Consider the following 12,831-nt stretch of genomic DNA (forward strand, 5'->3'; position numbering starts at 1 on the left):
GTTCGGTCTTTTTTACCCCCGGTCAAACCCCAGATAGCAGGCGTTGAACCCGTTCGAGCAGCTCGTGGATCTGGAACGGCTTGATCAGCAGGTCGGTTCCCGCGTCGAGAAACGCCTGGCGATCAGTAGTCCCGGCGGCGTAGCCGGTCATGTACAGCACGGGCAGGTCGGGACGCAGGCTGCGCGCCTGGCGCGCCAGTTCACGACCGCTCATGCGCGGCAGGCCAATGTCGGTGAGCAGCAGGTGGATGCTGTCATTGTCACGCAGCTGTTGCAGTGCGCTGTCGACGTCGCTGCAGGCCAGGCATCGATAACCGGCATCTTCCAGCACTTCGGCGACGAACAGGCGCACCGAGGCGATGTCGTCCACCAGCAGCACCAGCTGTCCCGCCCCGCGCTTCGGTGTCGCCGAAGGCAAAGGTTGCACAGGCACGGGCTCGCGGCTGGCCGGCAGCATGATGGTCACTTCGGTGCCGCGTCCGGACACACTGCGGATACTCGCGTGTCCACCTGACTGACGGGCAAAGCCATAGATACTCGACAGGCCCAGGCCGGTGCCCTGGCCCAGGGGCTTGGTGGTGAAGAAGGGGTCGAAGACCTTGTCGAGCAGCGTGTGATCGATACCGGTACCGTCATCGCGTACTGCCAGCGCCACGTAGGTGCCATCGGCCAGGTTGGGGTCGCCACTGGCGTGTGCGGTGTAGGTGGAAATCCAGATGTGCCCGCCGTGGGGCAGCGCATCGCGGGCATTGATGACCAGGTTGAGCACGGCGTTTTCCAGCTGGCTGGTGTCGACCATCGCTACCGCCGGATGCATGCTCAGTTCCAGGCCCAGTACGATGCGTTCGCCGATGCTGCGCACCAGCAGCTCTTCCAGTGACAGGATGCGTTCGTTGATGTCCACCGGGCGCGTGTCCAGCGGCTGCTTGCGGGCGAAGGCCAGCAGCCGTTGGGTCAGGCCGGCGGCACTCATCGCCGAACCCAGCGCAGCCTGGACGTAGAGTGGCACCTTTTCCAGGCGCCCGGCGTCCAGGCGTTTCTCGATCAGTTGCAGGCTGGTGATGATACCGGTCAGCAGGTTATTGAAGTCGTGGGCGATGCCGCCGGTGAGATTGCCCAGGGCGTCCATCTTCTGCACTTGCAGCAGCTGAGCCTCGGTCTGTGCTCGTTCGGCTATCTGCACCGCCAATTGCGTGGTGGCATCGTCCAGGCGGGCGAGGTGGGCGCGCTCGCGCAGACGGTGCTCGGTAACGTCTTCGACGAACACCAGGCTCAGTGCCGAGGAACGATAAGGGGCAACCTGCCATTCGGTTTCACGCAACTGCCCCAGTACCCGCATGTTCAGCGAGCCCTTCCAGCGCTCGCCACAGCCCATGCGCAGGCGCATCTCTTCAAGCATGTCCTGTTGGCCATCGGCGAAGCAGGCCGACAGCTGCGCGCAGTCGAGGTTGTCCTGGATCAGCTGGGCGAAGGCACCATTGCACTCTTGTACCTTGAGATCGGCATCCAGCACGGCGATGGGCGCCGAGACATTGAGGAAGATTTCGCGAAACCGCGCCTCGCTCTCGCGCAAGGCGCGCTCGGTGTCGCGTACCCGCAGCAAGGTGCGCAGGGTCGCCAGCAGCACGTCCGGGTCTACCGGGTGGACCAGATAGGCATCGGCACCGGCATCCAGCCCGGTGATGATGTCGTTGGTCATGATCGACGCGGCGGACACATGGATGACCGGCAACAGGGTCGTTGCCGGGTCGCTGCGCAGGCGGCGTACGATGTCGAAGCCGCTGATATCGGGCAGGTTGACGTCGAGAATCAGGGCGTCGGGTTGTTCGCTGGCGATCAGTGCCAGCCCCTCGCCACCGGTGCCAGCTTCCAGTACACGGTAGCCGTGGCTTTCCAGGCGCCGGCGTAGGGCGTAGCGCGTGGCGGCGTTGTCATCGACGATCAGCAGCCGGCTGTCAGGCTTCATCGGCCGTCTCCGTGGCCAGCGCCAGCGGAATGATCACGTAGAAGCACGAGCCAACGCCTGGGGTGCTGTCGACGCCGACTTCGCCACCGAGCAGTTCTGCGAAGCGCTTGCACAGCGACAGGCCCAGACCGGTGCCACGCAATTTCTTCTGCAGCGGCGAGTCCACCTGGGAGAAGTCTTCGAACAGCTTGTCGTGCAACTGCGGGTCGATGCCGATGCCGGTATCGCTGACCGCGAAGCGCACCCGTTCCCCGCCTTCCAGGCGTGCAGACACCCGCACTTCGCCCTGGGTGGTGAACTTCAGCGAGTTGGAAATGAAGTTGCGCAGGATCTGCGCCAGCTTCTTGTCGTCGGTGAACAGCGCCGGCAGGCCCTCCGGCGCTTCGAAGATCAGGTCGACATTGGTGGCATCGACGATGGGCCTGAACATGCCACGCAGGGCGGCGAACAGATCGAACATGTCGAACCAGGCCGGCGAGATGGATATGCGCCCGGCCTCGATCTTGGCCAGGTCCAGCAGGTCATCCACCATATCGCTCAACTCGCGGGCAGCGGTACTGACGAACGCGACCTGCTTGTGCTGTTCGGGGCTCAGCGGGCCGTCCAGTTCGTCGGCCAGCAGGCTGGTGATGCTCAGGATCGAGCCCAGCGGCGTGCGGAACTCGTGGCTCATGTACGACAGGAAACGACTCTTGAGATCCGAAGCCTCGCGCAACTGCTCGGCCTGGGTGTCCAGCTCGGCATACAGCGCCAGCACGCCCTGGTTGGTTTCATCCAGTTCGGCGCGCAGCGCTGCGTTTTCCTGTTGCAGGCGACAGAGCAGGGCAGCCTGCTCGTTGAGATCACTCATGAGGGTCCTCCAGGTTCAGCACCAATACGGTCACGTCGTCACGGCCACGGCAGAAGTCCCGGTGCAGGATGCTGGCGATGACGGCGGGGTGGCGATGCACCAGGCCGGGATAGTCCTGCAGATTCCAGCGTGACTGCAGGCCGTCGCTGTACAGGATCAGCCGATGAGCGCCGACCGGTTGGTAATCGAAGCTTTGCGACTTGCGGTATTGCACGCCGACGATGCCCGGATGCGAGGCCAGGCCGCGGGCGCGCTCGGCATTGATCAGGCTGGCGCCGATGTTGCCGATCCCGGTGTAGGTCAGCTGCCCGGCGCGGTACTGGGCGAAGGCCGCCGCACCGCCACGTGTCGAGGTCATGGCCTGGTGCAGGCTGTCCATCAACCGGCCCGGTGCCTGGAAGGGCGCCTGGGCGAACGCTTGCTCGCCGGCGCGGGCGGCCTGTTCGGCCTCCTCGCCGTGGCCCAGGCCGTCGATGACCAGAGCGCTGAAATCCTGGCCCTGCCAGGTCAGGTGCCAGACATCGCCGCAGGCCGGGGCATCGTGCAGGGCGCGCTGCACGACGCCGAACGGCAGGTCGGCGTCGGTATCGTCACGTCGCTGTACCCGTGCCAGCAACACGGCGCCGCGGTGGTCGGCATAGGCGTCGAAAACGCTGGCCATGCGCATCAGCGCGCCGAGGCCGATGCCCTGGGTGCCGCCGGTGGAAAAACCATCGGCCAGGCAGGTGTCCAGGTCGAAGCCCTGGGCGCGATCCACCGATTGCAGTTCGATGGCGAAGCCAGTCGGTCGGGGCAGAGCGCGCAGGTGCAGCTCGCCGTGTCCCGCGTGCTTGAGCAGGTTGCTGGCCATTTCGGTGGCCAGCAGTGCAACGCGTCCGGCATCGGTTTCGTCCAGCCCGTGCGCCTGGGCCAGGCCCTGCGCCACGCGGCGGGCATGGCCGACCTGGCTGCTTTCCTGAATGGGCAGAACCTGCGTTTGGGTGCCGCTGATCGTCATGTCCATCGGGTAATCGTGACTCGCGTGCCCTGGCCAGGGGCGGTGTCCAGTTCGAATTCGTCAACCAGCCGGCGGGCACCGGTCAGGCCCAGGCCCAGGCCGCCGCCGGAGGTCCAGCCATCGGTGAGGGCCAGCTGGATGTCGGGTATGCCCGGCCCCTCGTCACGGAAGGTCAGGCGCAGCCCGACCCGGGTGCTGTCTTCGAGGATCTGCCAGTCCATGTCGCCACCGCCGCCGTAGATCACCGTATTGCGGGCCAGCTCGCTGACTGCAGTGACCATCTTGGTCAGATCGACCAGGCGCATGCCGCATTCGGTGGCCAGCTTGCGCGCCACCTGGCGGGCCAGGACCACATCCTGTTCGACGCGTACCGCCTGGGTACCGCTGCTGCGTTCGATCATCGCTGCGCCACCCGTTCGCGCAAGCGCTGCATGCCGCGCTCCACGGTCAGGGCGGTGCTGACGCCGGGCAGGTTCATGCCCAGTTCCACCAGGGTGATGGCTACGGCCGGCTGCATGCCGACCAGCATGGTTTCGGCATCCATGATGCGCGACAGGCCGGAGATGGTGCCGATCATGCGGCCGATGAACGAGTCGACCATGTCCAGCGCCGAGATGTCGATCAGCACACCACGCGCCGAGGTACGGCTGATGAGGTCGGCCAGGTCGTTCTGCAGGTTGAGGGCCAGCTGGTCATGCATGTCGACCTGAATGGTCACCAGCAGGAACTCGCCCATGCGCAGGATGGGGATTCTATCCATGGGTTCAGGCCTTTTTGTCGAGAACGACACCCTGGCGGGTCAGCGCCAGCTTCAGCGCATCGGCGAGGTTGGCCTTGGTGATCACCCCTTGCAGGTCGACGCCTAGGTGCACGATGGTCTGGGCAATCTGTGGCCGCACGCCGCTGATGATGCAGTCGGCGCCCATCAGGCGGATCGCGGTAATGGTCTTGAGCAGGTGCTGGGCCACCAGCGTATCTACGGTGGGCACGCCGGTGATGTCGATGATGGCGATTTCCGAGCCGGTGTCGACGATGCGTTGCAGTAGCGATTCCATGACCATCTGCGTACGCTGCGAGTCCAGGGTGCCGATCATCGGCAGCGCCAGTACGCCATCCCAGAGCTTGACCACCGGGGTAGACAGCTCGAGCAGCTCTTCCTGCTGACGCTTGATGACGGCTTCGCGGGACTTCTGGAAGGTGGCGATGGTGTGCAGGCCGAAGGCATCGAACAGCTCGGAGACTTCCCAGAGCTGCTCGGCCAGTTGCTCGGGCTCATTCTGGTAGTGCTTCTGCAGCAGGCTGAACAGTGGGCCCTTGAGGGCAAAGATGAAGCTCGCCGTCTGCTGCGAGTCATGGCCGAGCAACGCGCGGCTGGCCGAGAGCTTCTCCAGGAACTGGCGAATCGGCGCCCACTGCGCGGCGGCCAGGTTGATGTCGGCGCCACTTTCCAGTGCGCTGGTGAACAGGGTGAGGAATTCGGCGGTCTGTTGCGACAGATCTTGCTCTTTGATGTTGCGCCCGGCGCCGCTCTTGCGCAGCCCCACGGTCCATTCGTCCAGCAGTTGCGGGTGTTTGTTACGGATCGCCTCGATGGTGCCGACCTGCATTACCGCCATGTGACATGCTCCCGAAATATTGAACGCCGGCTCCCCATATAAAGTCCGGCGTAAGGCTCGCTGTGTGCGAAAGCCCGGGCGCTGGCTCATGCAGCGCTCCTCGGCCTTTCGTACAGAGGTTACAGACCCCAAGGGTTCAAAATAGTTGAAACAACTGTATCAAAGTCGCAGAAATAAAGGGTTTGACAGCCATGACCAGCTGTGATGGCCATTAAATGGCATGCGCGGGCAAGTATACGCTTGAACCGTGTCGGGTCGCTGCGGTCATTGGCGTTGCCCCTCTGAATTTACGGAAGCGTTGCGCATGAACGAAGACGAACAGTACATCGCCGACTCGATCCGCCTGTGGGTATGGTCGGGCTATTACTCGGCAGAAGAAATGGACGAAATGGTCGATGACGTCCTCGACGGGGAGTGCGACGTGGCCATGCTCAAGGGCCTGATCGCTCCTGAGCTGCAGCGCAAGCGCGAAGCCGAGCGGCATTGGCCGGCCAAGACCGACTGCGAGCGGCTCGACGCGCTGTTCGAGCAGTTGCATGAAGAAGGCATATGCGCCCTGGACAATGCCGGCTACACCATGTCGGACGGCTTCGCGGAGATTGCCGAGGCGTTGCATGAGGCGCCCGAGGGACACTATCACGGCTACTGCTTCTACCACGGCCAGGACATCGAAAGGTCGATTCAGGAAGGCGGTCTGATGCTCGCCTTCGGTGCCATGAGCGATGACCCTGAGCAGGCCTTGCAGGTGGCCCAGCGCATCGGCCAGTTGTGCCGCGCGGCGGGCTTCGAGGTGCACTGGGACGGCAGCGTGAAGCAGCGCATCGACCTGGTCGGCTTCACCTGGCAGCGCCGCCACCTGCACTGAATGCTGGGGCGGCTCAGCCAGCTGCGCGGCGGGTGTTCTGGCGTATCAGCACGGCCAGCCACAGGCAAAGACCGAAGGCCAGCAGCGCCAGGGCGGCAAGCAGGTGCAGCATCGCGGTGCTGCCGTAATGCCCGAGGACATAGCCACAGGCCAGTGGCGCCACGGCCTGGGCCAGCAACGCGGGCCGTGCCATGCGCCCGGACACCAGCGCATAGTCCGCCGGAGCCACCACGACCATGGGCAGGGTGCTCTTGACGATGGCGCGCAGGCCGTTGCCGACGCCGTAGCACAGCAGGCCCCAGATCACCAGGTCGGGCACGAAGTCCACCAGCAGCAGACCCAGGGCCGTCATGCCGCTGGACAGCAGGGCGGTGAACAAGGGCGCCTGGCGCTGCGCCAGCAGGTCGATGATGCGGCACAGCACCTGGGCCGGGCCGATCAACGCGGCCATGGCAATGGCCGAGGCCAGGCTGTGGCCGCGATCCTGCAGCACCGTGATGAGCACGATCGATACGCCGGTCATCAATGCCGCCGCGATGGCAAACAGCAGGGTCATGGCCCAGTACAGCGCGGGTTCCAGCGCATCCTCGTTGCCCTTTACGGCGTGGGCGCTGCGCTGCACCGGCGTATGAGGCTCCAGGGCGTAGCGGTACAGCGGAAACAGCAGCAGCGCTGCCAGCGCGCCCAGCAAGGCGCAGGTCATTCGCCAGCCCATGGCGTGCTCCATGATCGCCAGCAATGGCCATACCACCGTGGTGCAGAACCCGGAAATCAGCGTCACGCCGACGATGATCGGTCGGGCCTTCATGCCATACATGGCACCCAGCGAAGTGAACAGCGCGTCATACAGCCCGGTGGCCATGGCCGCGCCGAGCACCACCCAGGCCAGCAGGAACATCGGCAGGTTCGGCGCCAGCGCCATCAGGCCCAGGCCGGCGGCGAGGATCAGGCTGTGCACCGCCAGCACCTGGCGTCCGCCGACCCGGGCGATCATCCGCCCGCACAGCGGGGACAGCAGCGCCGCGACCAGCAGGCCCAGCGAGGCACCACCCAGCACCCAGGGCTGCGGCCAGCCGGTGTCCCGGGCAATCGGCCCGGCCAGTACGCCGAGCAGGTAGAAGGAACCGCCCCAAGAGAGGATCTGCAACAGACCCAGCAGGACGATTTTCGGCAGGTTGGGGCGGGCGGGTGATGTGGAACTGGTCAAGCGTGATCCTTGGCAAACGGCCAGGCCTGAGCGGGCAGGCGGTGGCTATGGAAAAGCGGCAGGTGCGCAGCTTAGCCGGTCGCTGGCGCGCCTGACAGTACCCGGCCGATGCCGTGTCAGTTGTAGGGAATGATGGACAGGCTGCCATTTCGCTCGATGATCGCGTAGCGAATCTCCTCCAGGCTGATCAGGCCTGGCCCGGAGCGCGCCGCCTCGAGTATGTCGGCCTCGGTGATGCGCGCTTCCTTCATGCGCTGGCGCAGCCATTTGCCGTCTTCGACGACGATCGTCGGGCCGCCGTCGAGCAGGCTGGCCAGGCGCGGTGAGCGCTGTTTCAGGCGCGAGAAGCCGACATCGATGGCGATCAGCGTGGCAATGATCAGCAGCGAATTGGTGACGGAGAAGTCGTCACCCAACAAGGCCTGCTGGGTGGCCTCGCCGACGATCAGCAGCAGGACGAAGTCGAAGGTGGTGAGGTCAGCCAGTGAGCGTCGCCCGGCAATCTTGAACAGCACCACCAGGGCCAGGTACATCGCGGCAGCACGTAATACGGCATCCATGAACGGCTTCCTTCAGGGGTAGATGAATTTACTCAGCGACAAGGCGGGCTGCCCTCGCAGCCCCAGGCTGCCGCGATACAGACCGACGCCGTCGCTGCGCAAGGTCAGGTACAGCGTGGCCACGCCCTGTTCGTCGCCCTGCATGGGAATCAGCAGGTCCTGGCCCTGGCTGCGCGAAGGCCCAGGCTCGGGCGTCTGGAATTCGATCGAGTAGCCTTTCAGCAGGCCGCTGCCCAGCACCAGCCAGCGCATTTCACCGGGCGCGCCGTGGCTGGTGACGATCAGGCTCTCCTGGGCGCCATTGCGGCTGAAACGCTGGTACTCGACCTGCAAGCGTCCGTCGGCGCTGCTGCGCGTCACCTGGCTGAGCGGCCCCTTGGAAAACAGCCCGCCCAGCGCGAGCGCCACCAACATGATCAGGGCCAGCCAGCCCACCCGCTCGAAACGCCAGGTGCGGCGTTGCAAGGCCATGTTTTCCCGAATCGGTGCCTTGCGGTCGCTGAACTCTTCATCGCTCATCATCGGATGCCTGCCAGCCCTCGGGTCCTGTTGAAGGATAGACCGCGCGGCAACGCCACTTGCTCAACCGGGGCGCGCGCGCGCCAATGACCGTTGGTAGAAAACCGTCGGCCATTGGTCCCTGGGCGTGAACCTCGCTGGCCGCCGGTGCTTCTACCGCGTCTCTGAGAGGAGGAGATGACCATGACCACCACAACCCCCCAGGAAAATCTGCTGGACTGGCTGCGTGATGCGCATGCCATGGAACAGCAGGCCGAGAAGATGCTGCAGGCGCAGAGCGAGCGGCTGGAGCACTATCCGCAGCTCAAGCGCCGTATCGACCAGCATCTGCAAGAGACTCGCGGACAGCAGGCGCGTATCGGCGAATGTCTGCAGCGCTTGAATGACAGTCCATCGACGCTCAAGGACCTCGGCGCCAAGCTGATGGCCTTCGCCCAGGGTGTCAGCGGCATGACCATGAGTGATGAAGTGATCAAGGGCGCCATGGCCAGCTATGTGTTCGAGAACGTCGAGATTGCCATGTACACGGTGCTGATCGCGGCTGCCAATGCTGCCCACGACCCGGAAACCCGCTCGGCCTGCGAAGCCAGCCTGTCCGAGGAAATCGACATGGCGGACTGGCTTCGCGAGCATTTGCCGGAGCTGACCCGCCAGTATCTCAGCCGTTCTCAGGCACCGGACCAGGAGGCCAAGGTCTGAGTCGCAGCGGTTCTGATCCGGGCTGTCGTGCAATGGGACTGTGCAGGGCTGCTTATTGACGCAGGCTTTTTGCCCTGTCGAGAATGCGCGACACCCTCCTGGCGCGAGCAAAGCCGACGCTGCCCTGGTCCGGGCTGTATGATGCCGGGCAGCGTTTCGATCAGAATCAGAGTGAACAGGTCCATGATAGAAGTCACCGAAGTTTCCATCGCCCAACTGCGTGAAGCCCTGCAAAGCGGGCGTACCACGGCCGTCGAACTGGTCAAGGCCTACCTGGCGCGCATCGAGGCGTTCGACGTGCCTGGCAGTGCCACGGCGTTGAATGCCGTGGTGGTGCGCAACCCGGAGGCCCTGAAAGAAGCCGAGGCTTCCGACGCCCGGCGCGCCAAGGGCCAGACCCTCGGCCCGCTGGACGGCATTCCCTACACCGCCAAGGACAGCTATCTGGTCAAGGGGCTGACCGCCGCGTCCGGCAGCCCGGCATTCAAGGACCTGGTAGCGCAGAAGGATGCCTTCACCATCGAGCGCCTGCGTGCCGCCGGTGCCATCTGCCTGGGCAAGACCAACATGCCGCCCATGGCCAATGGCGGCATGCAACGGGGCGTCTATGGCCGCGCCGAAAGCCCCTACAACGCCGATTACCTTACCGCGCCGTTTGCCTCTGGCTCTTCCAATGGCGCCGGCACCGCCACGGCGGCCAGCTTTTGCGCCTTCGGCATGGCCGAGGAGACCTGGTCCAGTGGCCGAGGCCCGGCCTCCAACAATGGTTTGTGTGCCTACACGCCCTCGCGCGGGGTGATCTCCATTCGTGGCAACTGGCCGTTGACGCCGACCATGGACGTGGTGGTGCCGTATGCACGCACCATGGCCGACCTGCTGGAAGTGCTCGATGTGCTGGTGGCCGACGACCCCGAGACCCGTGGCGACCTGTGGCGTCGCCAGCCGTGGGTGCCGATCCCCAAGGCCAGCTCGGTGCGCCCGGCCTCCTACCCGGCATTGGCCGCTGGCAGCGAAGCCCTGGCCGGCAAGCGTTTCGCGGTGCCGAAGATGTTCATCAACCGTGACCCGGACATGGGCACCAGTGAAAAACCGGGCATCGGCGGCCCGACTGGCCAACGCATCGATACCCGGCCGACGGTCATTGCGCTCTGGGAGCAGGCGCGCCAGGCCCTGGAAGCCGCCGGTGCCGAAGTGATCGAGAGCGATTTCCCGCTGGTGTCCAACTGCGAAGGCGACCGCCCCGGCGCGCCGACGGTGTTCAACCGTGGCCTGGTCAGCAAAGAGTTCCTGCATGACGAACTGTGGGAGCTGTCTGGCTGGGCCTTCGACGATTTCCTGCGGGCCAACGGTGACCCCAAGCTGAACCGCCTGGAAGATGTCGATGGGCCGCAGATCTTTCCCCATGACCCTGGCACCTTGCCCAATCGCGAGGATGATCTGGCGGCGGGCATGGATGAATACGTGAACATGGCCAAGCGGGGCATTACGCCCTTCGAGCAGATTGCCACGCTGCCCGACGGCCTGCGCGGCCTGGAGCAAACCCGACGCATCGACCTGGAGGAGTGGATGCAGCGCCAGGGCTTCGACGCGGTAATCTTCCCGGCGGTCGCCGACGTGGCACCGGCCGATTCCGACGTCAACCCGGCGTCCAACGACATTGCCTGGCGCAACGGTGTCTGGGTGGCCAACGGCAACCTGGCGATCCGTCACCTGGGCGTGCCGACGGTGACCGTGCCCATGGGCGTCATGGATGACATCGGCATGCCGGTGGGGCTGACCTTCGCCGGTCGCGCCTATGACGACAACGCCTTGCTGCGCCTGGCCTCGGCCTTCGAAGCCACCGGCCAGCGCCGCCGCGTGCCGCCGCGCACGCCGCCTCTGACCCAGGGCTGAGCCAGGATCGGCCAGCCAGGCAAGGTCCGGCATCTCGCCGGGCCTTGCGGGCTCCAAACCCCAGCTTCGTCACGCCACGGCCTGTAGGCCCGGCGCGGCGTCGCTCGCCCATAACAATGACTGCATGGATGCACGCGCTTGAACGTGGCCCTTCATTGAAGGCTTCCACACTGCCTCGTAACGACATAACGACAAATCAGCAACGGGCAACAACGATGACCAGCACACATGATTCTTCCCTTGGCGACCAACGCCTGCGTCGCGTCCTGGGCCTGCCGGCCCTGGTGTTCTTCGGCCTGGTGTACATGGTCCCGCTGACCGTCTTCACCACCTACGGTATCGTCACCGAGACCACTGGCGGGCGCACCGTCAGTGCCTACCTGATAACCCTGGTGGCGATCCTCTTCACCGCGTTGTCCTATGGGGTGATGGTGCGCCGCTACCCGATCGCCGGCTCCGCGTATTCCTATACCAACCTGGCCTTCGGGCCCAACGTGGGCTTCCTGGCCGGCTGGTCGCTGCTGCTCGACTACCTGTTCATCCCGATGATCAACTACCTGTTGATCGGGCTGTTCCTCAATATCGCCTTCCCGCACATCCCGTCCTGGGTGTTCATCGTCGCGTCGATCAGCCTGGTCACTGCGCTGAACGTGATCGGCATCCAGTCGGTGACCAAGGTCAGCAACCTGATCGTCGGTGCCCAGTTCCTGTTCATCCTGGTGTTCGTGGTGCTGTCCTGGCGGAGTTTGTCCGGTGCGCCGGTACTCGACCTGTGGGCGCCGCTGCTCGGCGATGGCAGCCAGCCGGGGTTCGGCGCGCTGATGGCGGGTGCCGCGATCCTGTGTCTTTCGTTCCTGGGCTTCGATGCCGTATCGACCCTGGCCGAAGAAACCCGTGACGCACGGCGCGACGTACCGCTGGCGATTTTGCTGACCACCCTGGTGGCCGGTGTGCTGTTCGCATTGCTGTCCTACATCAGCCAGCTGGTGTTGCCGGGCACTCACTTCGAGAACACCGACGCCGCTGCTACCGAGGTCATGATCAAGGCCGGCGGGCAGTTCCTCGCCAACTTCTTCACCGCCGCCTACGTGGCCGGCAACCTGGGTTCGGCGCTGGCCTCGCAGGCGGCCGTGTCACGGATCATCTACAGCATGGGCCGCGACCGCCTGCTGCCAGTGCGCTGGTTCGGCAGCCTGTCACCGCGCTACGGTACGCCGGTGACGCCCATCGTGCTGGTGTCGCTGGTGTCATTGATGGCCATCGTCTTCGACCTGGCGACCCTGGCCTCGCTGATCAGCTTCGGCGCCCTGGTGGCCTTCTCGGCGGTCAACCTGGCAGTGATCCGCACCCACCTGTTCGGCGAGCAGCCGCAGCGCGATGCCAAGGCACTCTTGCACTATGGCCTGGTGCCGCTGATCGGCCTGGGGCTGACGCTGTGGCTGTGGACCAGCCTGTCGGGCCTGACCCTGGTCATCGGCCTGTGCTGGTTCGCGGTCGGGCTGATCTATCTCGCGGTGCTCACCGCCGGCTTCCGGCGCCCGGTGCGGCAGGTGGACTTTTCCGAGGCCGGCTAAGGGCAGGAGAGTGAGATGGCTGGCCCGAAGCGACAAGTGCTCAGGGCGCCAGCTCGTTTTGCGGATGTAAAGGCTTTCGCGCTAG

General features: G+C 65.0%; 13 protein-coding genes. 4 read left to right on the plus strand and 9 right to left on the minus strand.

Going from position 1 to position 12,831, the window contains the following annotated elements:
- Positions 1-22 precede the first annotated feature (22 nt).
- The 6 genes from RRX38_RS03360 to RRX38_RS03385 are packed head-to-tail and all read right to left on the minus strand — an operon-like array spanning position 23 to position 5,429.
- Positions 23-1,966, minus strand: a complete 1,944-nt coding sequence (locus tag RRX38_RS03360; protein WP_315961531.1) for a response regulator — start codon at positions 1,964-1,966, stop codon at positions 23-25.
- Complete coding sequence (locus RRX38_RS03365; RefSeq protein ID WP_315961532.1) at positions 1,956-2,816, minus strand: sensor histidine kinase; 861 nt, start codon at positions 2,814-2,816, stop codon at positions 1,956-1,958. The genes RRX38_RS03360 and RRX38_RS03365 overlap by 11 nt, the downstream gene beginning before the upstream one ends.
- Entirely contained in the window at positions 2,809-3,813 is a 1,005-nt protein-coding gene (locus RRX38_RS03370) for an ATP-binding protein (RefSeq protein WP_315962627.1), read from the minus strand. Before RRX38_RS03370 ends, RRX38_RS03365 begins: the two co-directional genes overlap by 8 nt.
- Positions 3,810-4,214, minus strand: coding sequence for an anti-sigma regulatory factor (locus RRX38_RS03375; protein ID WP_315961533.1), 405 nt, complete (start codon positions 4,212-4,214; stop codon positions 3,810-3,812). The genes RRX38_RS03370 and RRX38_RS03375 overlap by 4 nt, the downstream gene beginning before the upstream one ends.
- A complete protein-coding gene (locus RRX38_RS03380; RefSeq protein ID WP_315961534.1) occupies positions 4,211-4,573 on the minus strand; it encodes an STAS domain-containing protein in 363 nt (120 codons plus the stop codon). Before RRX38_RS03380 ends, RRX38_RS03375 begins: the two co-directional genes overlap by 4 nt.
- 4 nt (positions 4,574-4,577) lie before the next feature.
- Positions 4,578-5,429, minus strand: coding sequence for an STAS domain-containing protein (locus RRX38_RS03385; RefSeq protein WP_315961535.1), 852 nt, complete (start codon positions 5,427-5,429; stop codon positions 4,578-4,580).
- A 304-nt stretch (positions 5,430-5,733) separates the two neighbouring features.
- Between RRX38_RS03385 and RRX38_RS03390 the strand changes: the two genes are divergently transcribed.
- Positions 5,734-6,294, plus strand: coding sequence for a DUF6891 domain-containing protein (locus tag RRX38_RS03390; protein WP_315961536.1), 561 nt, complete (start codon positions 5,734-5,736; stop codon positions 6,292-6,294).
- 13 nt (positions 6,295-6,307) lie between these two features.
- Here the strand turns inward: RRX38_RS03390 and RRX38_RS03395 are convergent, their stop codons facing one another.
- The 3 genes from RRX38_RS03395 to RRX38_RS03405 all read right to left on the minus strand — a co-directional run bounded on the left by RRX38_RS03395 (position 6,308) and on the right by RRX38_RS03405 (position 8,580).
- Positions 6,308-7,501: an MFS transporter gene (locus RRX38_RS03395; RefSeq protein ID WP_315961537.1), complete on the minus strand. Its 1,194-nt coding sequence runs from the start codon at positions 7,499-7,501 to the stop codon at positions 6,308-6,310.
- Between the two features lie 116 nt (positions 7,502-7,617).
- Entirely contained in the window at positions 7,618-8,061 is a 444-nt protein-coding gene (locus RRX38_RS03400) for a DUF421 domain-containing protein (RefSeq protein ID WP_315961538.1), read from the minus strand.
- A 12-nt stretch (positions 8,062-8,073) separates the two neighbouring features.
- Complete coding sequence (locus RRX38_RS03405) at positions 8,074-8,580, minus strand: hypothetical protein (protein WP_315961539.1); 507 nt, start codon at positions 8,578-8,580, stop codon at positions 8,074-8,076.
- A gap of 183 nt (positions 8,581-8,763) precedes the next feature.
- Between RRX38_RS03405 and RRX38_RS03410 the strand changes: the two genes are divergently transcribed.
- From RRX38_RS03410 to RRX38_RS03420, 3 genes are all read left to right on the plus strand, one after another.
- Positions 8,764-9,279, plus strand: a complete 516-nt coding sequence (locus RRX38_RS03410) for a ferritin-like domain-containing protein (RefSeq protein ID WP_315961540.1) — start codon at positions 8,764-8,766, stop codon at positions 9,277-9,279.
- 183 nt (positions 9,280-9,462) lie between these two features.
- Entirely contained in the window at positions 9,463-11,172 is a 1,710-nt protein-coding gene (locus tag RRX38_RS03415; RefSeq protein ID WP_315961541.1) for an amidase, read from the plus strand.
- A gap of 215 nt (positions 11,173-11,387) precedes the next feature.
- Positions 11,388-12,746 (plus strand): APC family permease, encoded by a 1,359-nt coding sequence (locus tag RRX38_RS03420; RefSeq protein ID WP_315961542.1) that lies wholly within the window; start codon positions 11,388-11,390, stop codon positions 12,744-12,746.
- Positions 12,747-12,831: the final 85 nt, after the last annotated feature.

It is taken from the genome of Pseudomonas sp. DTU_2021_1001937_2_SI_NGA_ILE_001 (genome assembly GCF_032463525.1).
Lineage (GTDB): Bacteria > Pseudomonadota > Gammaproteobacteria > Pseudomonadales > Pseudomonadaceae > Aquipseudomonas.